At 72.5% G+C, this 21,882-nt stretch carries 17 protein-coding genes and 1 pseudogene; 12 read left to right on the top strand and 6 right to left on the bottom strand.

Translation table 11 applies throughout. The features are described from left to right. Positions 1-83: 83 nt before the first annotated feature. The 3 genes and pseudogenes from JAV76_RS02630 (at position 84) to disA (ending at position 3,204) form a co-directional block, all read left to right on the top strand. A complete protein-coding gene (locus tag JAV76_RS02630) occupies positions 84-617 on the top strand; it encodes a universal stress protein (protein ID WP_198732481.1) in 534 nt (177 codons plus the stop codon). 75 nt (positions 618-692) lie between these two features. After that, positions 693-2,069: pseudogene (radA, locus tag JAV76_RS02625) on the top strand (DNA repair protein RadA); the annotation flags it as partial. Between the two features lie 49 nt (positions 2,070-2,118). Continuing rightward, positions 2,119-3,204: a DNA integrity scanning diadenylate cyclase DisA gene (disA, locus tag JAV76_RS02620; RefSeq protein ID WP_198732480.1), complete on the top strand. Its 1,086-nt coding sequence runs from the start codon at positions 2,119-2,121 to the stop codon at positions 3,202-3,204. A 9-nt stretch (positions 3,205-3,213) separates the two neighbouring features. Here disA and JAV76_RS02615 read toward each other — a convergent pair whose 3' ends face one another. Beyond that, a complete protein-coding gene (locus JAV76_RS02615) occupies positions 3,214-3,897 on the bottom strand; it encodes a hypothetical protein (RefSeq protein ID WP_198732479.1) in 684 nt (227 codons plus the stop codon). Between the two features lie 136 nt (positions 3,898-4,033). Between JAV76_RS02615 and JAV76_RS02610 the strand changes: the two genes are divergently transcribed. Then, positions 4,034-4,966: an iron-sulfur binding domain-containing protein gene (locus JAV76_RS02610; protein ID WP_372402990.1), complete on the top strand. Its 933-nt coding sequence runs from the start codon at positions 4,034-4,036 to the stop codon at positions 4,964-4,966. 2 nt (positions 4,967-4,968) lie between these two features. Here the strand turns inward: JAV76_RS02610 and JAV76_RS02605 are convergent, their stop codons facing one another. From JAV76_RS02605 to JAV76_RS02595, 3 genes are all read right to left on the bottom strand, one after another. Beyond that, positions 4,969-5,505 carry an amino-acid N-acetyltransferase gene (locus JAV76_RS02605; protein ID WP_198732477.1) on the bottom strand — a complete coding sequence of 179 codons (537 nt, stop codon included), beginning with the start codon at positions 5,503-5,505 and terminating at the stop codon, positions 4,969-4,971. Positions 5,506-5,597: 92 nt separating this feature from the next. Further along, entirely contained in the window at positions 5,598-5,996 is a 399-nt protein-coding gene (locus JAV76_RS02600) for a four-helix bundle copper-binding protein (RefSeq protein ID WP_198732476.1), read from the bottom strand. A gap of 103 nt (positions 5,997-6,099) precedes the next feature. Continuing rightward, positions 6,100-7,047: a sugar-binding transcriptional regulator gene (locus JAV76_RS02595; protein ID WP_198732475.1), complete on the bottom strand. Its 948-nt coding sequence runs from the start codon at positions 7,045-7,047 to the stop codon at positions 6,100-6,102. A gap of 90 nt (positions 7,048-7,137) precedes the next feature. On the opposite strand from JAV76_RS02595, the gene JAV76_RS02590 reads away from it, so the two are divergent. From JAV76_RS02590 to JAV76_RS02575, 4 genes are all read left to right on the top strand, one after another. Continuing rightward, positions 7,138-8,961: a glycerol-3-phosphate dehydrogenase/oxidase gene (locus JAV76_RS02590; RefSeq protein ID WP_198732474.1), complete on the top strand. Its 1,824-nt coding sequence runs from the start codon at positions 7,138-7,140 to the stop codon at positions 8,959-8,961. A gap of 108 nt (positions 8,962-9,069) precedes the next feature. Continuing rightward, entirely contained in the window at positions 9,070-9,810 is a 741-nt protein-coding gene (locus tag JAV76_RS02585; protein WP_198732473.1) for an MIP/aquaporin family protein, read from the top strand. Positions 9,811-9,869: 59 nt separating this feature from the next. Then, positions 9,870-11,387 (top strand): glycerol kinase GlpK, encoded by a 1,518-nt coding sequence (glpK, locus tag JAV76_RS02580; protein WP_198732472.1) that lies wholly within the window; start codon positions 9,870-9,872, stop codon positions 11,385-11,387. Between the two features lie 338 nt (positions 11,388-11,725). Next, positions 11,726-12,997 carry an alpha/beta fold hydrolase gene (locus tag JAV76_RS02575; RefSeq protein ID WP_230401791.1) on the top strand — a complete coding sequence of 424 codons (1,272 nt, stop codon included), beginning with the start codon at positions 11,726-11,728 and terminating at the stop codon, positions 12,995-12,997. A 69-nt stretch (positions 12,998-13,066) separates the two neighbouring features. On the opposite strand, the gene JAV76_RS02570 is transcribed toward JAV76_RS02575, so the two are convergent. Continuing rightward, positions 13,067-15,313, bottom strand: a complete 2,247-nt coding sequence (locus tag JAV76_RS02570; RefSeq protein WP_198732470.1) for an MMPL family transporter — start codon at positions 15,311-15,313, stop codon at positions 13,067-13,069. 182 nt (positions 15,314-15,495) lie between these two features. Here JAV76_RS02570 and JAV76_RS02565 point away from each other — a divergent pair, with 182 nt between their 5' ends. Then, positions 15,496-16,104, top strand: coding sequence for a TetR/AcrR family transcriptional regulator (locus JAV76_RS02565; RefSeq protein ID WP_198732469.1), 609 nt, complete (start codon positions 15,496-15,498; stop codon positions 16,102-16,104). Positions 16,105-16,116: 12 nt separating this feature from the next. On the opposite strand, the gene JAV76_RS02560 is transcribed toward JAV76_RS02565, so the two are convergent. Beyond that, positions 16,117-17,553 (bottom strand): helix-turn-helix domain-containing protein, encoded by a 1,437-nt coding sequence (locus JAV76_RS02560; RefSeq protein WP_198732468.1) that lies wholly within the window; start codon positions 17,551-17,553, stop codon positions 16,117-16,119. 132 nt (positions 17,554-17,685) lie between these two features. Here JAV76_RS02560 and JAV76_RS02555 point away from each other — a divergent pair, with 132 nt between their 5' ends. The 3 genes from JAV76_RS02555 (at position 17,686) to JAV76_RS02545 (ending at position 21,565) form a co-directional block, all read left to right on the top strand. Then, on the top strand, positions 17,686-19,536 hold the full coding sequence (locus JAV76_RS02555) for a phosphoenolpyruvate carboxykinase (GTP) (protein ID WP_198732467.1): 1,851 nt from the start codon (positions 17,686-17,688) through the stop codon (positions 19,534-19,536). A 69-nt stretch (positions 19,537-19,605) separates the two neighbouring features. Next, positions 19,606-21,129 (top strand): acetaldehyde dehydrogenase ExaC, encoded by a 1,524-nt coding sequence (gene exaC / locus JAV76_RS02550; RefSeq protein WP_198732466.1) that lies wholly within the window; start codon positions 19,606-19,608, stop codon positions 21,127-21,129. A gap of 28 nt (positions 21,130-21,157) precedes the next feature. Then, positions 21,158-21,565, top strand: coding sequence for a DUF779 domain-containing protein (locus JAV76_RS02545; RefSeq protein WP_198732465.1), 408 nt, complete (start codon positions 21,158-21,160; stop codon positions 21,563-21,565). Positions 21,566-21,882 lie beyond the last annotated feature (317 nt).

Genomic DNA, 21,882 nt, shown 5'->3' with positions numbered 1-21,882 from the left:
CGGAGCCACGGCGGGACGTTGGGCCCACCGGCCGTGGGGGACGCGGAGGACACTGGGAGGACGTTCTCGACGAGGAGGATCAGATGAGCACGCAGCGTCCTGGCCCCGACGGCCACCACCGGCAGCACGGTTCTCGGGCCGAGGGACCGTGCGACGGGTACGGCGTCGTCGTGGGGAGCGACGGGTCGGCGAGCGCCGACGAGGCCGTCGAGTGGGCGTTCCAGCAGGCACGGGCACGTGGGGTGCCGCTGACGATCGTGCTCGCGTGGGAGTCCGGGTGGTCCTCGCGTGCCGCCGAGCACCACCAGCACCTCGTGGACGCCGTGGCGGCCCGGCTGCGCTCGGGCGCCGCCCGGTCGGCACCGGAGGTCGAGGTGCGGGCGGTGCAGCGTCGGGGCGCCCCGGCGACGGTGCTCCTCGAGGAGGCGGCCGGCGCCGAGCTCCTCGTGGTCGGCCGACGCAACCGGGGCCCGTTGCGGGAGCTCGTCCTCGGGTCGGTGTCGTCCGCCGTCCTGCACCGTGCGGACCGCCCGGTCACCGTCGTGCCCGCCATGCACCTCGAGCACGCGTCGTCCCGGACGCCCGTGACCCGGGAGACGGCGGGCTCCGCGGTCTGAGTCCGCCCCACCCGGACGATGCGCTCGGCAGTGGCCGTGCACGGGGTGTCGGAGGGGACGGCTAGCGTGACGCGCATGTCCTCCTCGTCCACGTCCCGCGCCTCCGCCCGTGCGGCACGCCCCGCCTACCACTGCACCGAGTGCGGGTGGACGACGGCCAAGTGGGCGGGGCGCTGCAGCGAGTGCCAGGCGTGGGGCACCGTCATGGAGGCCGCCGCGGCGGCCTCCGGTCCGCGCACCACGGCGTCGGCACCCACCCGGAACGTGGCGCGCCCCATCGGGGAGATCGACGTCGACGCGGCGCAGGCCACGCCCACGGGCATCAGCGAGTTCGACCGTGTGCTCGGTGGCGGCATCGTGCCGGGCGCCGTCGTCCTCCTCGCCGGGGAGCCCGGCGTGGGCAAGTCGACGCTGCTCCTCGACGTCGCCGCGACGTCGGCCCGCGGGGGACGTCGCGTGCTGTACATCACCGGCGAGGAGTCGGCGGGCCAGGTACGTCTGCGCGCGGAGCGGATCGGAGCGCTCGACCCTGGGCTCCTCCTCGCGGCCGAGACGGACCTGGGCCTGGTGCTCGGTCAGGTCGAGGCCGTCGAGCCCGACCTCCTCATCGTCGACTCCGTGCAGACGGTCGCGTCGGCCCAGGTCGAGGGGTCCCCGGGAGGAGTGAGCCAGGTGCGCGAGGTCGCCGCCGCCCTCATCGCCGCGGCCAAGGCCCGCAACATGCCGGTGATCCTCGTCGGGCACGTCACCAAGGACGGCGCGGTCGCCGGACCGCGCACCCTCGAGCACCTGGTCGACGTCGTCTGCCAGTTCGAGGGGGACCGCCACTCCCGCCTGCGCATGGTCCGTGCCGTGAAGAACCGCTACGGGCCCACCGACGAGGTGGGGTGCTTCGAGCTCACCGAGGACGGCATCACCGGGCTCGCCGACCCCAGCGGGCTCTTCCTGTCCCACATCAACCTCGCCGTCCCCGGGACGTGCGTGACCGTCACCCTCGAGGGCCGGCGCCCGCTGGCCCTCGAGATCCAGTCGCTCGTGGTCGCGAGCCCGCTCGCCAACCCACGCCGTACCACGAGCGGCATCGACTCGAGCCGTCTGGCGATGATCCTCGCCGTCGTGCACCGGCACCTCGGCGCCCGGCTCAGCGACGCGGACGTCTACGTGTCGACCATCGGCGGGGCCCGGGTCACGGAGCCCGCGGCCGACCTCGCCATCGCCCTCGCCACGCTGAGCGCCCTCGAGAACCGGTCCATGCCCGTGGGCACGATCGCCATCGGCGAGGTGGGGCTCGCCGGGGAGCTGCGGGCCGTCACCGGCATCGGGCGGCGCCTGAGCGAGGCCGCGCGGCTCGGCTTCACGCGCGCGGTCGTCCCGGCGGGGACGAGCGGCCCCGCCCCCGCGGGCATGACGCTCCTCCCGGCCGCGAACCTCGCCGAGGCCGTCCAGCGCACCCAGGAGATCTTCGCCGGCTCCCCCGCACGGACCGCGTGGGATTCTCCCCGTGGCAAACTCCCCCGCGCACATCGACGAGCTCCTCCGAGAGACCCTGGCCGCCGTCGCGCCGGGCACCGAGCTGCGGGACGGGCTCGAACGCATCCTCCGCGGACGCACCGGGGCGCTCATCGTGCTCGGGTTCGACGACACCGTGGAGACCATCAGCTCCGGCGGGTTCGTGCTCGACGTCGAGTTCTCCTCCACCCGCCTGCGCGAGCTCGCGAAGATGGACGGTGCCATCGTCCTCGACCGCGACGCGAACCGCGTGCTGCGCGCCGCCGTCCAGCTCCTCCCGGACCCGCTCATCGAGACCACGGAGTCCGGAACCCGGCACCGCACCGCCGAGCGCGTCGCCAAGCAGACCGGGTTCCCCGTGATCTCCGTGAGCCAGTCGATGCGCATCGTCGCCCTCTACGTCGGCGGGTCCCGGTACGTCCTCGAGGACCCCGACACGATCCTGTCCCGCGCCAACCAGGCCCTCGCCACCCTCGAGCGGTACAAGGCCCGACTCGACGAGGTGAGCGGCACCCTGTCCGCCCTCGAGATCGAGGACCTCGTCACCGTCCGCGACGTGTGCGCGGTGGTGCAGCGCCTCGAGATGGTCGGCCGCATCTCCGAGGAGATCGCCGGCTACGTCGTCGAGCTCGGCACCGACGGGCGGCTCCTCGCCCTCCAGCTCGACGAGCTCATCGGTGGCATCGGCTCCGACCGCGAGTTCGTCATCCGCGACTACGTCGAGGTGGGCCGCAAGGACCACTCCGTCGAGCAGGTCCTCTCCGCGCTCGCCCGGCTCGACTCCACCGAGCTCCTCGACCTCGGCCTCATCGGTCGCGTCCTCGGCCTTCCCGGCGGCGGCGAGGCCCTCGACGCCGCCGTCGCACCCCACGGGTACCGGCTCCTGTCCAAGGTGCCGCGCCTTCCCAACACCGTGGTCGCGCGCCTCGTGTCGCACTTCGGTGGTCTCCAGAAGCTCCTCGCCGCGACCATCGAGGACCTCATGATGGTCGACGGCGTGGGCGAGCAGCGCGCCCGCTCGGTCCGCGAGGGGCTCTCCCGCCTGGCCGAGTCGAGCATCCTCGAGCGCTACGTCTGAGACCGGTGATCAGCCGACGGTGACCTGGAGCACCACGGGCTCCGACGTCACATCCCCCACCGTCACCACCGCCTGGTAGGTCCCTGCCCCCGGCACCGGGAGGTCGGCCGGGCACTCAGGAGCCGAACGGTCGGTAGCCCAGGCGACGGACGAGACGTCCTCACCGCCGGGCGACAGCAGGAGCATCCGGGACTCCGGCGGCGTGCAGTCGCTGCTCGCCCACACCCGGTCCGACCCGGACGTCACCACCAGCTCACGTCCGGCAGGTCCCGCGTCGACCGTGCAGGGCGCCTCCCCCACGTGGACGAGCGTCACGGAGAAGTCCGCCGTCGACCCCACCGCGTACGTCGGCGCGTCCGCGGCGAGCGCCACACGCAGGTCGTCAGCCGTGCAGTCGGCCGGGCCCTCGGCCCCAGGCTCCGGTTCCGTGGCCTCCGCGGCGGGCGGCGCGGGCTCCTCGTCGGAACCACCGACGGTCCTGAGGAGGGCGGCGACCCCGAGGACCACACCCGTGACGACGGCGGCGAGCAGCGCGAGGACCACCACCCACCGCACGACGAGGACCTTCGCCGGAGGTCGGCCCGTCGAGCGGTCCGCGCGCGGCCGAGGCGCGGGCCGCGACCGGTCGGTCCGGCCGGAGGGGCGCGTCGGGGCGGGTCGCCGACCCGCGGCTCCGGGACGGTCGTCGTCCATGGCACCAGTCCTTCCCTCGGGCGGCAGCGCCGCCCACGTCCGGGTGCTCCCAACCTACGGTGACGGGACGGTCCCCAGGGGCAGGGCGCGCCGGTTCGTGCGCAGGCACGCCCGTCGGGCCACGCACAATGGGTGGGTGCGAACCGCCCGCCCCGCTCCCTTCCGTCCCCGGCCCGACGAGCACGGCACCCCGCTCGACGTCGACGAGCTGCGCTCCGTGACGGGCGAGTGGTTCGCGCGGACCGCCCGCCCGCTGCCGTGGCGCGCCGCGGACCGCACACCGTGGGGGGTGCTGGTGAGCGAGGTCATGTCGCAGCAGACGCCCGTGGCGCGTGTCGCCCCCGTGTGGGTCGAGTGGATGGAGCGCTGGCCGGACGCCGCAGCCCTCGCGGCCGCGCCGACGGCCGACGTCCTCCGTGCTTGGGGCTCGCTCGGGTACCCGAGGCGTGCGCTGCGCCTCCAGGAGTGCGCTCGTGTGGTCGCGGAGCAGCACGGCGGCGTGGTGCCCGAGGACGAGGCGGACCTGCTCGCCCTTCCGGGGGTGGGGACCTACACGGCGGCGGCGGTGGTCGCGTTCGCCTTCGGTCGCCGGTCCGTGGTGCTCGACACCAACGTCCGTCGGGTGCTCGCCCGGACCGTGTCCGGGGTCGCGCTGCCCGCTCCGTCGCCGACCGCCGCGGAGGCGGCCCTCGCGGCGGCCGCCGCCCCCGAGGACGACGACGCCGCGGCGCTGTGGGCGGCGTCCTCGATGGAGCTCGGTGCCGTGGTGTGCACGGCCCGTGCTCCGCGCTGCGACGCGTGCCCGGTCGCCGGGCTGTGCGCCTGGCGCCTGGCGGGGTACCCGGACGACGAGCACGCGTCGCGACGGCGCAGCCAGGGCTGGGCGGGGACCGACCGGCAGGTTCGCGGTCGTGTGATGGGTGCGCTCCGCGCGGCGGACGGGCACGTACCCAGGGCTCGGGTGCTCGACCTCTGGCCGGACCGGGCACAGCTGGACCGCTGCGTCGCGAGCCTGGTGGAGGACGGGCTCGTGGAGCAGACCGACGACGCGTACCACCTGCCTGCCTAGGGTCAGAGCTCGACGAGCATCCGCGTGTTGCCCAGGGTGTTCGGTTTGACCCGCGCGAGGTCGAGGAACTCGGCGACGCCGTCGTCGTGGGAGCGCAACAGCTCGACGTACACGTCCGGTTCCACGGGCGTGCCCTCGATGACCTCGAACCCGTGCCGCGAGAAGAAGTCGACCTCGAAGGTGAGGCAGAAGACCCTGGCCAGACCGAGGTCCCGGGCGCGGGAGAGGAGCGCGTCGACGATGCCGTGCCCCACCCCTGTGCCGACGAGGCCGGGGGCGACGGCGAGGGTGCGGATCTCCGCGAGGTCCTCCCACATGACGTGGAGCGCCCCGCAGCCGACGACGTCGGGCGCCACGGGCGTCCCCGCGTCGGCGACGACGAACTCCTGGACGGTCTCGTAGTACGCGACGGCTTCCTTGGCGACGAGGATCCGGCGCTCCGCGTAGGGCTCGACGAGCGCCCGGATCCCGCGCACGTCCCGCGGGAGCGCGGTGCGGAGGGTCACGGGGGCGCGCGACGGGCGCTGTGTGGTCGTCATCGTCGGACCATACTCCTTATGCACTCGGGTGCATATGTTCCCATCGCGTGGTGCGCGCGCCCCGACCCCAGGTCTCCGGCCGGGGCCGTTCCTCACATCACCGCGAGGAGCTCCTCGCACGCCGCCCGGCACGCCCGGCACACCTCGGCGCACACACGACAGTGCGCGTGCATCTCGGCGTGCGACCCGCACTCGTCGCCGCACGTCCGGCACGCGACGACGCACGCCTCGAGCAGGGCGCGGACGACGTTCCCGTCGTACGCCGTGTGCCGACCGAGGACCCTGGCGGTGGCACCGCAGACGTCCGCGCAGTCGAGGTTGGTCCGGATGCAGTCGCGCAGGTCGGCGACCATGTCCTCCGACAGGCAGGCGTCCGCGCAGGCCGTGCAGGTCTGCGCGCACTCGACCAACGAGTCGATGACGCGCGACAGCAGGGCCGTGTCGACCGTGATCCGGGCGGGGTGGGTCTCCATCATCTCGAGGGTGCGCATGGTTCCTCCTGAGCCGGGGTCGTGGACCCTCCCACCGTAGGCAGGGAGCGGAGCCCCCACATCTGGAGACGTCTCCGGCGCGGCGGACGGCTCGGCTGGTCCGTCAGTCGTCGACGAGCAGGTGCGCCGTGCGCTCGTCGACCACGAGGTCCGTGACGACCCCGGCCCGCAGCGCCGCCCGCAGCGGCACCACCTTGTTGTCCCCGGCGACGGCGCACACCCGCCGCGGGATGCGCGCGAGCTCCCGGGGCGAGGGGCCGGTGGCCCGCGCGTTGAGCTCGATATCGCTGTACGTGCCGTCCGCGCGGAGGAACACCGTGCAGACGTCGCCGACGACGCCCTCGACGTCGAGGGTCGCCACGTCGTCGGGCTCGAGGTACCCGGCCGAGTACACGTGGCTGGGCAGGCCGCCCGAGAGGGCGCCCACGGAGAACAGGGCGACGTCCGCCCTGCGCTGGACCTCGAGGACCCGGCGGACCGAGCGCTCGCGCCACATCGCCTCCTTGGTGTGGGCGTAGTCGAAGAACGCCGGCACTGGGAAATAGTGCACGTGAGCCCCGAACGCCCTCCCGAACCCGGCGATGAGGTCGCCGGCGTACTCCACCCCGCTGGTGCGCATGTTGGCCGCCCCGTTGAGCTGGACGACGGCGCTGCCGCGGGTCGGCTTCCTCGGCAGGTGCCGGCTGATCGCCCCCAGCGTGGTGCCCCATGCGAGGGCGAGCACCATGTCCGACTCGAACCAGTTCCCCATGAGCCGAGCCGTGGTGAGAGCCACCTGGTCGAGACGTTCCTCGTGGGTCGCCTCGTCGGGCACGGGCACCACGAACGCCTCGATCCCGTAGGTCGCGCGGATGACGTGCCCCAGCCCGGGCGCCCGCGACCGGGTGGGACGCAGGGTGATCTCGACGAGGCCGGTCTCCCGGGCCTCCTTGACGAGGCGCGAGACCGTCGAGCGCGAGGTCCCCAGGTGCTTGGCGATGGTCTCCATCTTGAGGTCCTGCAGGTAGTACATGGAGGCTGCCTTGAGGACGTCCTGCTCGCGTGGGCTCATCGCGCCATTGTGCACATACGTGCAGCCCGGTTGCGAGAACGTTCTGACAGTGTGACGTTAGGACGACGCACCGCGTCGAAAGGTTCACCCATGTCCACATCAGGCACGTCGTCCAGGCTCACCCCCACCACCCGGCAGGAGTCGCTCGACGCCCTCCGCGCCAGCACCGACGAACCGGTCGACGTCCTCGTCGTCGGCGGCGGCGTCACCGGTGCCGGGATCGCCCTCGACGCCGTGACCCGTGGCCTGACGACCGCGATCGTCGAGGCCCAGGACTGGTCCTCCGGCACGTCGAGCCGGTCCAGCAAGCTCGTCCACGGTGGCCTCCGGTACCTCCAGATGCTCGACTTCAGCCTCGTCCACGAGGCCCTCACCGAGCGCGACCTCCTCATCACCAAGCTCGCCCCCCACCTCGTCCGCCCCGTGTCGTTCCTCTACCCCCTCGAGCACCGGGTGTGGGAGCGCGGGTACGTCGGTGCCGGCGTCGCGCTCTACGACACCCTCGCGAGCATCGCCCCCGGCAAGCGCGCCCTGCCCCTCCACAAGCACGTGACCCGCAAGGGCATGGCGCGGCTCTTCCCCGACCTCCGCCACGACGCCGCCATCGGGGCGGTGCGCTACTGGGACGGGTCCGTCGACGATGCCCGCCTCGTCACCACGCTCATCCGCACCGCCGCCTCCTACGGCGCCCACGCGGCGAGCCGCACCCAGCTCGTCGAGCTCACCAAGGACGCGTCCGGACGCGTCGACGGAGCCGTCCTCGCGGACCTCGAGACCGGTGACCGGTTCCCCGTCAAGGCACGCAACGTCATCAACGCGACGGGCGTGTGGACCGAGGAGACCGAGAGCCTCGCCGGCACCGAGGGCGGGCTGCGCGTCCTCGCCTCCAAGGGCGTCCACATCGTCGTCCCCCGCGAACGCATCAAGGGCAAGGTCGGCCTGATCCTCCAGACCGAGAAGAGCGTCCTCTTCGTCATCCCCTGGTCGCGGTACTGGGTCATCGGCACCACCGACACCCCGTGGGAGCAGGAGCTCCAGCACCCCGTCGCCACCTCCGCGGACATCGAGTACGTCCTCGAGCGCGCCAACTCCGTGCTCGCCGACCCCATCACCCGTGACGACATCATCGGTACCTGGGCCGGGCTGCGCCCCCTCCTCCAGCCGGGCACCAAGGAGGGCACGTCCTCCGCGAAGGTGTCCCGCGAGCACACGGTCGCCTCCCCCACCCCGGGCCTCACCGTCATCGCCGGCGGGAAGCTCACCACCTACCGCGTCATGGCGCAGGACGCCGTCGACTTCGCCCTCGGCAAGGGCGCCAAGGCCCGGCCGTCCATCACCACCAACGTGCCGCTGCTCGGCGCGACCGGGCTCGAGGTCCAGCAGAACTGGGGCCGTCGCCACGCCGCCACCTACGGGTGGACCCCGGCCCTCGTCGACCACCTGCTCCACCGGTACGGAGCGCTCCTGTCGGACATCGTCGAGATGTGCGAGGCCGACCCCGGGATGGCCGCACCCCTCGCCCACGCACCCGCGTACCTGCGCGCCGAGATCGCGTACGCCGTGTCCCACGAAGGGGTCCTCCACCTCGAGGACATCATGCTCCACCGCACCCGCCTCAACTACGAGGTCGCCGACCGCGGCATCGCCGCCCTCGACGAGATCTCCCGCATCGCGGCCGACGGGCTCGGCTGGGACGAGGACACCCGCCTCGCGGAGGTCGCCGCATACACGGCGCGCGCCGAGGCCGAGGCCGCGGCCGAGCAGGACCCCGACGACGCGACGGCCGAGCGCACCCGCCTCGCCGCCGACGACGTCGCGCCGCTCGCGGAGCTCACCGCCGGTGGTACCGGCGGTGGTCACAAGCCAGGGTCGCCGACGGACTCCCGGGCAGCAGCCGGGCCCGCCGGGACCTGATCACGACGGTGCGCGCAGGGGGGCGCGCGCACCGCACACACGTCCCGGCCGCGCGATCGCGACCGGGAGGGAAAGACAACGAAGTCCACCCCCGAAAGAAGGAACATGATGGACATTTCCGCAGGCGAGGTCTTCATCGCCGAGGTCGTCGGCACGGCCCTCCTCATCCTCCTCGGTGCAGGAGTCGTCGCCAACGTCATCCTGCCGAGGACGAAGGGCTCCGGGGGTGGGACCCTGATGATCAACTTCGGCTGGGGGCTCGCCGTCTTCGCCGGTGTCTTCGCCTCCTGGAAGTCGGGCGCCCACATCAACCCCGCCGTGACCATCGGCATCATCACCAGCGGCGCCGAGGACTTCGGGGGCGCCGCCGCCCTCCCCGTCACCGTCGGGAACACCCTCCTCTACCTCGCGGCGAGCCTGCTCGGGGCGTTCATCGGCGCCGTCCTGGCGTTCGTCGCCTACAAGCCCCACTTCGACCTCGAGGCACCCGCCGCCATCAAGCTCGGCGTGTTCTCGACCGGTCCCGAGATCCGCTCCTACGGCTGGAACCTCGTCACCGAGGTCATCGCGACGTTCGTCCTCGTCTACGTCATCCTCGAGTTCGCGAACACCCCCTCCGACCTGGGCCCGCTGGCCGTCGCCCTCCTCGTGGTCGGTATCGGTGCGAGCCTCGGAGGCCCCACCGGATACGCCATCAACCCCGCGCGTGACCTCGGCCCGCGAATCGCCCACGCCCTCCTGCCCATCAAGGGCAAGGGCTCCAGCGACTGGTCGTACGCGTGGGTGCCGGTCGTCGGCCCCCTCGTCGGTGGAGCCATCGCAGGTCTCACCGCCGGAGCCCTCGCCTGACCAAGCCCTCGAGGGGCACCGGACGCCTCTCACCCACAACGACGTGAAGGAACCTCCTCATGACCACCAAGTACGTCCTCGCCATCGACCAGGGCACCACGAGCTCGCGCGCCATCGTGTTCACGCACGCCGGCACGATCCACTCCGTGGGCCAGCTCGAGCACGACCAGATCTTCCCGCGCGCCGGGTGGGTGGAGCACAACCCCGAGCAGATCTGGAACAACGTCCGTGAGGCCGTCGGCCTGGCCCTGACCCGCGGGAACCTCACGCACGAGGACCTCGCCGCAGTCGGCATCACCAACCAGCGCGAGACCGCCGTGGTGTGGGACAGGACCACCGGCAAGCCCGTGTACAACGCCATCGTGTGGCAGGACACCCGCACGCAGAAGATCGTCGACGAGCTCGGCGGGTCCGAGGGACCGGACAAGTACAAGGCCACCGTCGGCCTCCCCCTCGCCACCTACTTCTCCGGCCCCAAGGTCAAGTGGATCCTCGACAACGTCGACGGCGCCCGCGAGGCCGCCGAGCGCGGCGACCTCCTCTTCGGGAACACCGACACCTGGGTCCTGTGGAACATGACCGGCGGCACCGAGGGCGGTGTGCACATCACGGACGTGACGAACGCGTCGCGCACCATGCTCATGAACATCGACTCCCTCACGTGGAACGAGGACATCGCCAAGGACATGGGCATCCCCATGTCGATGCTCCCCGAGATCCGCTCCTCCTCCGAGGTGTACGGCCACGGGCGCAAGCGCGGCATGCTTCCCGACGTCCCGATCGCCGGGATCCTCGGTGACCAGCAGGCAGCGACGTTCGGGCAGGCGTGCTTCGAGGTCGGCACCGCGAAGAACACCTACGGCACCGGCAACTTCATGCTCCTCAACACCGGGACGGAGCCCATCGCCTCGAAGAACGGGCTCCTCACCACCGTCTGCTACAAGATCGGTGACGCCCCCCAGGTGTACGCGCTCGAGGGCTCGATCGCCGTGACGGGCTCGCTCATCCAGTGGCTCCGGGACAACCTCGGCCTCTTCGAGGAGTCCCCGGACGTCGAGTACTACGCCAACAAGGTGGAGGACAACGGCGGCGCGTACTTCGTGCCTGCGTTCTCCGGGCTCTTCGCCCCGCACTGGCGTCCCGACGCCCGCGGCGCGCTCGTCGGCCTCACGCGCTACGTCAACAAGAACCACATCGCGCGTGCCGCCCTCGAGTCCACGGCGTTCCAGACCCGCGAGGTCCTCGACGCCATGAACGCCGACTCCGGCGTGGACCTCACCGAGCTCAAGGTCGACGGCGGCATGGTCGCCAACGAGCTGCTCATGCAGTTCCAGGCCGACCAGCTGGGCGTCCCCGTGATCCGCCCCGAGGTCGCCGAGACCACGGCCCTGGGTGCGGCATACGCGGCCGGCATCGCCGTCGGGTTCTGGAACGGCGAGCAGGACGTGCGCGACAACTGGGCCGAGGGCAAGCGGTGGACCCCGCAGGCCGACTCCGACGAGCGCGACCGCCAGTACCGCCTGTGGAAGAAGGCCGTGACCAAGACGTTCGACTGGGTCGACGACGACGTGAGCTGACACCACGCCACAGGGACCCGGCAGCGCTCCTCCTCCAGGAGCGCTGCCGGGTCCTTGCCGTTTCCGGTCGAGGCGCCTGACGTCGCCGAGTTCGGCACTTTCAGTCGAGACCGGTATCTCGTGCCGCCGAAGTCGACTTGAAGTACCGAACTCGGCGTGACGCGAAGGTCGGAGCGGTGGTCGGGACCGAGGGCTCGGTCCGGGTAGGGCGGCTGGGAGGATGGGGCATGCGCTCCGACCACCCAGCACCCAGCTCCGCGTCCCCCGCCTCGGGCGGCTCCGGCCACGTCCCCTCCCGCTCGACCACGACGTCCACCGTGAGCTACACCGTCCCCGGGATGCACGTCACCGACCGTGAGGTCACCGTCCCCCTCGTCTGGTCCGACGAGTCCGACACCCGCACGCTCACCCTCTTCGTCCGTGAGCTCGTCGCCCCGGCCCGCCGCCACGAGGACCTCCCCCTGCTCGTCTTCCTCCAGGGCGGCCCCGGCGGCAAGGGCCCGCGCCCCACCGGGCCCGACGGCTGGGTCGGTCACATGCTCGCCACCCACCGCGTCGTGCTGCTCGACCAGCGCGGCACCGGACGGTCGTCCGCCGTCCGGGGCGACTCGCTCACGGCGCTGGGCACGCCCGCCGAGCAGGCGGAGCACCTCACCCACTTCCGGGCGGACTCGATCGTCGCCGACGCCGAGCACGTCCGCACCACCGTGTACGGCGGCCGCCGCTGGGAGTCCCTCGGCCAGTCCTACGGCGGGTTCATCACCCTCACCTACCTGTCGCAGGCACCGCAGGGCCTCTCGGCCTGCTACGTCACGGGCGGCCTCCCGGGCGTGATCCGTCCCGACGCCCACGAGGTGTACCGGCGGACCTACCCGCGCACGGCCGTGAAGAACGCCCTCTTCCGGGACCGGTTCCCCCAGGACGCGGACCGCCTGGCCGCGGTCGCGGACCGGATCTCGGCGGGCGACGTGCGCCTGCCCGACGGTGACCTCCTCACCGTCCGCCGCCTCCAGACCCTCGGGTCGGACTTCGGGATGAAGCACGGCTTCGAGCGCGTGCACTGGGCGCTCGACGAGGCCCTCGACCCCGGCTCCGAGGACCTCTCGGACACGTTCCTCGCGCACGTGGCCGCCGAGACGTCCTACCGGGCGAACCCGCTCTACGCGGTGCTCCAGGAGGCCATCTACGCGTCGGGCACGGCACGCCCCGGATGGGCGTGCGAGGAGGTCCGCGCCGAGCACCCCGGTTTCGCGCCCGACGCGCGGCCGCTGCTGCTCACCGGCGAGATGATCTACCCGTGGATGTTCGAGGAGATCGCGGCGCTGCGGCCGTTCCGTGCCGCGACGGAGGAGCTGCACCGCCGCACGGAGTGGTCCCCGCTGTACGACCTCGACGTGCTGGCCGCGAACGAGGTCCCGGTCGTGGCGGCCGTGTACCACGACGACATGTTCGTCCCCGCCGACCTCTCCCTGGAGACGGCCGAGCACGTGGGGAACACGTACGCGTGGGTGACGAACGAGCACGAGCACGACGGCCTGCGCGTCGGCGGCGCCCTGCGGCACCTCACCGAGCACCTCGCGGCGACGGGCGGTCCGCTCAGGGACGCCTGAGACACCTGAGGCGCACCGTCCACGGATGGTCGGTGCGCCTCAGGGCGGTTCTCGCCGGGCGGTGCGGGCTCAGCCCGCGGCGGGCCGCCCCTCCGCCTCGACGGCCGGCACGTCGGCCGAGCGCTCGAGCGACGTGCCCTCGATGTCGACCCGCGGCAGGGCCTTGTCCAACCAGCGTGGGAGCCACCAGGCGCTCCCGCCGAGCAGCGCCATCACGGCCGGGATCATGGTCATGCGGACGATCAGCGCGTCGAACGCGATGCCCACGCCCATGGCGAAGGCGATGGGGGCGATCGTCGTGTTGCCGGAGAACACGAAGCTGGCGAACACGGCGATCATGATGAGCGCGGCGGCGAGCACCACGCGAGCGCCGTGCGCGTACCCGGACCGGACCGCGGCGAGCGGCTCGGCGCCGTGGACGAAGTCCTCACGCATGCGCGACACGAGGAACACCTGGTAGTCCATGGCCAGACCGAAGAGGATCCCGACGAGCAGCACCGGCATGAAGCTCAGGAGCGGTGCGGGGCTCGACACGGAGAACACGTCGGCGAGCCAGCCCCACTGGTACACGGCGGTCGTGGCACCGAAGGCCGCCGCGACGGTGAGAAGGAAGCCGAGCACCGCGGTGACGGGGACGAGGATCGACCGGAACGCCACGAGGAGCAGCACGAGCGCGAGCCCCACGACGACCGCGAGGAACAGCGGGAGGGCTCCCGCGAGCTTCTCGGTGACGTCGATGTTGGCCGCTGCGGCCCCGGTCACGGCGTACTGCACGCCGGTGCTGGCCTCGAGGTCGGGGCGCAGGTCCCGGATGTCGTGGACGACGTCCGCGGTCTCCTCGGAGTTGGGCCCGGTCTCGGGGACGACGAGCACGAGCGCGGCGTCGGCGCCCTCGGCACCGTTGGGCATGGGTGGGGCGACGTACGCGACGTGGTCGACGGCGGCGACGGCCTCGGAGATCTCCGTGGCGGCCTCCATGAGCGCCGCGGGGTCGTCGGCTGCATCCACGAGGACGACGAGCGGGCCGTTGATGCCCGCACCGAAGCCGTCGGCGAGGAGGTCGTAGGCCTCGCGGCTGCTCGACTCGAGGGGCTCCTGCCCGGCGTCGGGCAGGCCGAGGCGCATGGACAGGGCGGGGATGGCGACGAGGCCGAGGAGCACCGTGCCGACGACGAGCGTGATCACGGGGTGCTTGGTGACGGTGGTGCCCCACCGGTTCTCGGCGTTCTGCGAGCGCTCCGCGCGGGCCTTGGCGCGGCCGCGCGGGACGAGGCGCGTGCCGGCGAAGCCCATGAGGGCGGGCAGGAGGGTGACGGCGATGAGGACGGCGACGGCGACGGTCGCGGCGGCGGCGTACCCCATGACGGAGAGGAACGGGATGCCGGTGACGGCGAGGCCGGAGAGGGCGATGACGACGGTGAGCCCGGCGAAGACGACGGCGCTGCCGGCGGTGCCGACGGCACGCCCGGCGGACTCGGCGGGGTCGAGGCCCTCGGCGAGCTGCTGGCGGTGCCGGGAGAGGAGGAAGAGCGCGTAGTCGATGCCGACGGCGAGGCCGAGCATGAGCGCGAGGGTGAGGGTCGCGGAGGAGATGTCGACGACGGCGGAGAGCGCGAGGACGCCGCCGACGCCGGTGGCGACGCCGAGGATGGCGGTGAGGATGGGCATCCCCGCGGCGAGGAGGGACCCGAAGGTGACGAGGAGGACGACGAGGGCGACGACGACGCCGACGAGCTCGGTGGCGGAGAGCAGCTCGAGGGGTTCGGTGAAGGGGCCGCCGGTGAGGGCGACGGTGTAGCCCTGGTCCTCGAGGGTGTCCTCGACGGCGACGATGGCGTCGTGGGTGGCGTCGGGGACGTCGTCGGTGGGGACGTCGTACTGGACGTCGACGTAGAGGACGGAGCCGTCGGGGGCGACGGTGCCGGTCTGGGTGGGGTCGGAGACGGAGACGACGCCGTCGGCCTCGGCGACGGGGGCGAGCGCTCCGAGCGCGACCTGGATGCCGCCGTCGTCGATGAGGCTCTCGCCCTCGGGGGCGGCGATGACGACGCGGGTGGACGCGGGGGCTTCCTCGTCGGCCTCGGCTGCGGCGCCGGTGCCTGCGCCGACGCCGGTGGCGGCCTCGCCGAAGCGTTCGACGAGGAGGTCCTGGGCGGTGGCGGACTCGGTGCCGGGGATGGTGAAGGTGTCCGACATGCGCAGGCCGGAGGTCACGGCGCCGATGCCGATGGCGGCGATGGCGAGGAGCCAGATGCCGAGGACGATCCACCGGTGGGTGAAGGAACCGCGTCCGACGCGGTAGAGGAACGAGGCCATGAGTGTCCTTGTGGTCGACCCGGGTGCCCGGGGATCTGTGGGGAGCCGAGGTGGTGATGGGGTGCAGGGCGGTCGCCGAGCCTCGTCGCACGACCTCCCCAGGCTAAGCAACGCCCGTCGGTTAGGCAACACGTGTCGGTTTGAGGGCGACGGCGCGCTCCGGCGCTGGCAGAATGACGGCCATGGACCCCCGGATCGCTCGGACGCGCGCGCTGCTGCAGGAGGCGCTGCTGTCCCTCGCCCGGGAGCGCGACCTCGACGCCATCAGCGTCGCCGACATCGCGGACCGGGCGACGGTGAACCGCTCGACGTTCTACCAGCACTACTCCGACAAGGAGACCCTCCTCGCCGACGCCCTGGACGCCCAGGTGGAGCGCGCGGGCGCGAACCTCTCGGAGATCGTGCCGATCACGTCCGCGGAGGACCCGCCGGACATCCTCGTGCGCTACATCGAGCACCTCGCGGAGAACGCCGCCCTCTACCGCAAGGCCCTCGGCGAGCACGGCTCCCCCATCACGATGACCCGGCTGCGCCGCCGGTTCACGGCCATCGTCACCGAGGGGATCGAGGCGCACGGATTCGACCACGACGCGAGCGACCTGCCGCTCGAGGTGGCGGCCGCGAGCATCACGGGCTCCCTCATGGGAGTGCTCACCACGTGGCTCGAGCTCGAGCCCATGCCTGACCCGGCACGGGCCGCGGACTGGGCGTGGCGGATGCTCGTGCCCGCCCAGAGCCACCTCGAGGGTAGCGACGGGCCCCACGACGCGTCGTGCACGGTGGGCCGCTAGCGCGGGACGCGGTCACCCGCGCGGGGCGTGCTTCTCGAGGAAGTCGAACACCTCCGTGGACTCCACCCCGGGGAACGGGCCTGCGGGCAGGGCCGACAGCACGTGCTGGTGCATGCGGGCGCTCGGCCACGACGCGTCCTCCCAGCGCGTGGAGAGCTCGGACGGCGGGCGGTGGCAGCACACCTCGTCGGGGCACGTGGACGTCTGCCGCAGCGTGGTCTCCCGGCCGCGGAACCACCGTGCGTCCCCGAAGGGCACGCCGACGGTGATGGAGAACTCGCCGGCCGTCGTCGTGCCCGTCTGGGTGGAGCACCAGTAGGTGCCCGCCGGGGTGTCGGTGTACTGGTAGAACTCCGTGGCGCGGTCGCGTCGGGCGAAGGCGCTGCGTGCCGCCCAGCGGCGGCACACGGGCTGGCCCTCGATCGCGCCGGTGACGTCGGCGGGCAGCGGCACCCCGTCGTTCTCGTAGCCGCGGTAGAGGGCGCCGTCGTCGCCGACGCGCAGGAAGTGCAGCCGGATGCCGAGGTGCGCGGTGGCCAGGTTGGTGAACCGCTGGGACGCGGCCTCGTGCGTCACCCCGAAGGCGTCCCGGAAGTCCTCGACGGCGAGGTCCCGGGCCTGCTTGCGGTCCTCGAGCCAGGCGACGGCGGTGCTGCGCGGGATGAGGCACGACGCGGCGAAGTAGCTGATCTCGAGGCGTTGGCGCAGGAAGTCCGCGTACGACGCGGGGCGCTCGTGCCCGAGGACGCGATGGGCGATGGCCTGCAGGGCCAGGGAGCGCAGTCCGTGACCGCCGGGGATGGACGCCGGCGGCAGGTAGATGCGCCCGTTCTCGAGGTCGGTGACGGTGCGCGTGGAGCGCGGGAGGTCGTCGACGTGGAGCAGCTGGAACCCGAGGAGCTCGGCCATGCGCGCGACGGTGCGGTGCGTCAGGGCTCCCACGGTGTACCCGGCGCGGCGCGCCAACTCCTCGCCGACCTCCTCGATGTGCGGCATCGCGTTGTCGCGCGCCTGCATCTCGAGGCGCAGCTGCGTGTTGGCCCGACGCGCCTCCTCCGGTGTGGCGATGGCCTCCGACGCGCGTCGGGCGAGCTCGCGGTGCAGGCCGACGAGGTTCTCGAGGACGGGGACGGGGAGCTTCTGGCTGGGCTTCACGGTGGGCAGGCCCAGGCGGGAGAACAGCGGGCCGCGCTGCGCCCGGTCGAGCTCGATCTCGAGGGCCGCCCGCCGCGACGGGGGCGCGTCGCTCAGGAGGTCGGGCACCGTGACGTCGAGCGCGGTGGCGATCTCCCCGAGGAGACTGACGCGGGGTTCGCGACGCCCGTTCTCCACGAGGGAGAGCTGGCTGGGCGCGGCGTTGGTGGCGGCGGAGAGCGCCTCCAGCGTCATCCCCCGCTCGGTGCGGAAGTGGCGGATGCGCCGCCCGAGGGTGATGAGGTCGAGGCTCATCTCTTGACGATAGGTGAAGATCTGCGATTCTTCACGGCTCCGGCGCCTGGAAGGTTCCCCGCTGGGGCGCAGGGTGGAATCACGGACGACGTTCCACCGCCCGCCGCAACCCACCCCGACCTGGAGGCCGCAATGACCGCACCGACCACCCACCCGTCGACCACCCTGCCTCCGGCCACGCTCCCCGCCCAGGAGTGGGTCGACGCCGTCGCGGCCCTCACCCGGCCCGACGAGGTCGTGTGGTGCGACGGGTCCGCTGAGGAGCGCGAGCGCCTCACGCGCCTCATGGTCGACGCGGGGACCCTCGTCCCCCTCGACCCGGCGCTGCGCCCGGGCAGCTACCTGGCACGCTCGGACCCGGACGACGTGGCTCGCGTCGAGTCGCGCACGTTCATCTGCTCCGAGGACCGGGCCGACGCGGGACCCACGAACAACTGGCAGGACCCCACGACCATGCGCGAGGAGCTGGGCGCCGTGTTCGCCGGGTGCATGCGCGGCCGCACCATGTACGTGGTGCCGTTCTCCATGGGTCCCGTCGGCGGCCCCCTGTCCCAGGTGGGCATCGAGGTCACCGACTCCCCCTACGTCGTGGTGAGCATGGGCGTCATGACGCGCACGGGGTCCGCGGTCCTCGACCTCGTCGACGCCGGTGCGCCGTTCGTCCCTGCCGTGCACTCGGTGGGCGCCCCGCTCGTCGCCCCCGAGGACGGGCCCGACGCCGGCCGCCTCCCCGCCGACGTCCCGTGGCCGTGCAACCCGACCAAGTACGTCGTGCACTTCCCGGAGACGCGGGAGATCTGGTCCTCCGGCTCGGGGTACGGGGGCAACGCGCTGCTCGGCAAGAAGTGCTTCGCGCTGCGCATCGCGTCCGTCATGGCGCGCGACGAGGGATGGTTGGCGGAGCACATGCTCGTGATCCGGGTGACGTCGCCCGAGGGGCGGGCGTACCACGTGGCGGCGGCGTTCCCGTCGGCGTGCGGCAAGACGAACCTCGCGATGCTGCGCCCCACCCTCCCGGGGTGGACGGTGGAGACCGTCGGGGACGACATCGCGTGGATGCGCCCCGGTCCCGACGGGCGGCTGCGGGCCATCAACCCCGAGGCCGGGTTCTTCGGGGTGGCGCCCGGCACGGGGCACCGCACCAACCCGACCGCCGTCGAGACGATCGCCCGCGACACGCTCTTCACGAACGTGGCCCTCACCGACGACGGCGACGTGTGGTGGGAGGGCCTCACCGACGAGGCGCCCGAGCACCTCGTCGACTGGCGCGGCGAGGACTGGACGCCGGCGACGGGCACCCCGGCGGCGCACCCCAACGCCCGGTTCACGGTCGCCGCCTCGCAGTGCCCGTCGATCGCGGACACCTGGGAGGACCCCGAGGGCGTGCCCATCGACGCGATCGTCTTCGGTGGGCGGCGCGCCACGAACGTGCCGCTCGTCGCGCAGGCGTACGGGTGGGAGCACGGGGTGCTCATGGGGGCGACCATCTCGTCGGAGCGGACCGCCGCCGCGGAGGGCACGGTCGGCGAGCTGCGTCGTGACCCCTTCGCGATGCTCCCCTTCTGCGGCTACACGATGGCCGACCACTGGACGCACTGGCTCGACGTCGGTGCGGGCATGGCCCCGGAGCACCGTCCGGCGGTGTTCCAGGTGAACTGGTTCCGCAAGGGGCCCGACGGGGAGCTCCTGTGGCCGGGCTTCGGGGAGAACTCCCGGGTGCTCGAGTGGGTGGTGCGCCGCGCCGCGGGCGAGCCGGCGGGCGCGGTGCCCACGCCCGTCGGGCTGGTCCCCGCGCCCGGCGCACTCGACCTCACCGGCCTGGACCTGCCCGACGGGACGATGGACGCCCTCCTCGACGTGGACCGGGCGTCGTGGCTCGCGGAGACCGACCTCACCGAGGACTTCTTCGCGACGTTCGGCGACCGCGTCCCCGACACGCTGCGCACCCAGCTCGACGACCTCCGGGCCCGCCTGCAGGGCTGAGGCCTACTCTGGGGAGGTGCCCTCGCACACCCCGCGAGGACCCGAAGACAACGACGTCGGAGGAGCAGCATGACCATCTACGCAGCACCAGGAGCACCTGACTCCCTGGTCACCTTCAAGTCCCGGTACGAGCACTGGATCGGGGGTGAATGGGTCGCCCCTGTGAAGGGCCAGTACTTCGAGGACGTGTCCCCCGTGAACGGCAAGCCGTTCGCCGAGGTGGGGCGCGGCACCGCCGAGGACATCGAGGCGGCGCTCGACGCCGCGCACCGGGCCGCGCCCGCCTGGGGCCGGACCACGGCGTCGGAGCGGGCCGCGGTCCTCAACGCCGTCGCCGACGTCATCACCGACAACCTCGAGATGCTCGCCGTCGCCGAGACGTGGGACAACGGCAAGCCCGTCCGGGAGACGCTCGGGGCCGACATCCCCCTGGCGGCCGACCACTTCCGGTACTTCGCGTCCCTCGTGCGCGCCCAGGAGGGTGAGTTCACCGAGGTGGACGGTGACACCATCGCCTACCACTACGCCGAGCCGTTGGGCGTCGTCGGGCAGATCATCCCCTGGAACTTCCCCATCCTCATGGCCACGTGGAAGCTCGCGCCCGCCCTCGCCGGCGGCAACACCGTCGTCCTCAAGCCCGCCGAGCAGACCCCTGTGTCCATCCTCGTGCTCATGGAGCTCCTCGCCGACGTCCTGCCGCCCGGGGTGGTGAACGTCGTCAACGGGTTCGGCCTCGAGGCCGGCAAGCCCCTCGCGTCCAGCTCCCGCATCCGGAAGATCGCGTTCACCGGGGAGACCACCACGGGGCGGCTCATCCTCCAGTACGCGTCCGCGAACATCATCCCGGCCACGGTGGAGCTGGGCGGCAAGAGCCCCAACCTGTTCTTCGAGGACGTGGCGTCCGCGCACGACGACTACTACGACAAGGCGCAGGAGGGATTCGTCCTCTTCGCGTTCAACCAGGGCGAGGTGTGCACCTGCCCCAGCCGGTCCCTCATCCAGGCCTCCATCTACGACTCGTTCCTCGGTGACGCCGTCGAGCGCACCCGCAAGGCCGTCCAGGGCAACCCCCTCGACACGGGCACACAGGTGGGGGCGCAGGCGTCGAACGACCAGCTGGAGAAGATCCTCAGCTACATCGACATCGGCAGGCAGGAGGGCGCGAACCTCCTCCTCGGCGGGGAGCGCGTGGACCTCGGCGGTGACCTCACCGACGGGTACTACGTGGCGCCCACGATCTTCGAGGGGAAGAACTCGATGCGGATCTTCCAGGAGGAGATCTTCGGTCCCGTGGTCGCGGTGACGAGCTTCGAGGACTACGACGACGCGATCTCCCTCGCCAACGACACCCTCTACGGGCTGGGCGCCGGGGTGTGGTCCCGCAACGGCACCCTCGCCTACCGGGCGGGGCGCGACATCAAGGCGGGGCGCGTGTGGGTGAACAACTACCACGCGTACCCGGCGGGGGCGGCGTTCGGCGGGTACAAGAGCTCCGGGATCGGGCGGGAGAACAGCAAGGCGGCGCTCGCCCACTACCAGCAGACCAAGAACCTGCTCGTGTCCTACTCGGAGAAGGCCCTCGGGTTCTTCTAGGCCGCGCCCGGGACGGGAGGAGCTCACCATGATCGAGGCCAGCGTCGTCCTCGACGACGAGACCACGTCACGCGTGGCGATGACGGACAGCGCCGTCACCCTGCTGCGCACCCTGTGGGAGCGGCACGGGCCGCTCATGTTCCACCAGTCGGGAGGGTGCTGCGACGGCAGCTCACCCATGTGCTACCCGGCAGGTGAGCTCCTCACGTCCGACGCCGACGTGCTGCTGGGCCGGTTCGACGTCGCCCCCGACGGCGGCCCGGCCCAGCCCGTCGACTTCTGGATGTCCCGCGAGCAGTTCGCCCTCTGGCGGCACACCCACCTCACCGTCGACGTGGTCCCCGGACGCGGGTCCGGGTTCTCCGTGGAGGCCCCGGAGGGCGTGCGGTTCCTCATCCGGTCGAGGCTCGTCGACGACGGGACTGACGCGGGCTGACAGAGGCGCTGACGACGCCCGCGGGCCGGCTCCCCTCTCCGGTCCGGGGCGCCCGGGGCTACGGCGGCCCAACCCGCTCCCCTCGGCACCGTCCTGGCCTCATGGGTCGACGAGTTCGTCACCTCCAGTCGAGTTCGTCACCTCCAACTGACGAACCCGACTGGAAGTGACGACCTCGAGCGGGCGACGGACCGGGTCGCGGCACGGGCTCCGGTACGGCACCGGCGGGGGCGTGTCTCCAGGACCGGGGCGGGCGACGGACCGGGCGGGAGGGAGAATGGGGGCGTGCAGGTCGTCGTGGTGCCATCGGGGGACGC

The organism is Sanguibacter suaedae, assembly GCF_016342785.1.
GTDB classification, from domain to species: Bacteria; Actinomycetota; Actinomycetes; order Actinomycetales; family Cellulomonadaceae; genus Sanguibacter; species Sanguibacter suaedae.
The sequence above is the reverse complement of the archived record's forward strand: the minus strand, read 5'-3'. Positions and strand labels throughout refer to the sequence as shown.

Coding starts and splice junctions, on each gene's coding strand:
- JAV76_RS02590 (WP_198732474.1), top strand. CDS start 7,138: ATGTCCACATCAGGCACGTCGTCCAGGCTCACCCCCACCACCCGGCAG.
- JAV76_RS02570 (WP_198732470.1), bottom strand. CDS start 15,313: ATGGCCTCGTTCCTCTACCGCGTCGGACGCGGTTCCTTCACCCACCGG.
- JAV76_RS02575 (WP_230401791.1), top strand. CDS start 11,726: ATGCACGTCACCGACCGTGAGGTCACCGTCCCCCTCGTCTGGTCCGAC.
- JAV76_RS02605 (WP_198732477.1), bottom strand. CDS start 5,505: ATGACGACCACACAGCGCCCGTCGCGCGCCCCCGTGACCCTCCGCACC.
- glpK (WP_198732472.1), top strand. CDS start 9,870: ATGACCACCAAGTACGTCCTCGCCATCGACCAGGGCACCACGAGCTCG.
- JAV76_RS02555 (WP_198732467.1), top strand. CDS start 17,686: ATGACCGCACCGACCACCCACCCGTCGACCACCCTGCCTCCGGCCACG.
- JAV76_RS02600 (WP_198732476.1), bottom strand. CDS start 5,996: ATGCGCACCCTCGAGATGATGGAGACCCACCCCGCCCGGATCACGGTC.
- JAV76_RS02560 (WP_198732468.1), bottom strand. CDS start 17,553: ATGAGCCTCGACCTCATCACCCTCGGGCGGCGCATCCGCCACTTCCGC.
- JAV76_RS02595 (WP_198732475.1), bottom strand. CDS start 7,047: ATGAGCCCACGCGAGCAGGACGTCCTCAAGGCAGCCTCCATGTACTAC.
- JAV76_RS02545 (WP_198732465.1), top strand. CDS start 21,158: ATGATCGAGGCCAGCGTCGTCCTCGACGACGAGACCACGTCACGCGTG.
- JAV76_RS02615 (WP_198732479.1), bottom strand. CDS start 3,897: ATGGACGACGACCGTCCCGGAGCCGCGGGTCGGCGACCCGCCCCGACG.
- JAV76_RS02565 (WP_198732469.1), top strand. CDS start 15,496: ATGGACCCCCGGATCGCTCGGACGCGCGCGCTGCTGCAGGAGGCGCTG.
- exaC (WP_198732466.1), top strand. CDS start 19,606: ATGACCATCTACGCAGCACCAGGAGCACCTGACTCCCTGGTCACCTTC.
- JAV76_RS02630 (WP_198732481.1), top strand. CDS start 84: ATGAGCACGCAGCGTCCTGGCCCCGACGGCCACCACCGGCAGCACGGT.
- JAV76_RS02585 (WP_198732473.1), top strand. CDS start 9,070: ATGGACATTTCCGCAGGCGAGGTCTTCATCGCCGAGGTCGTCGGCACG.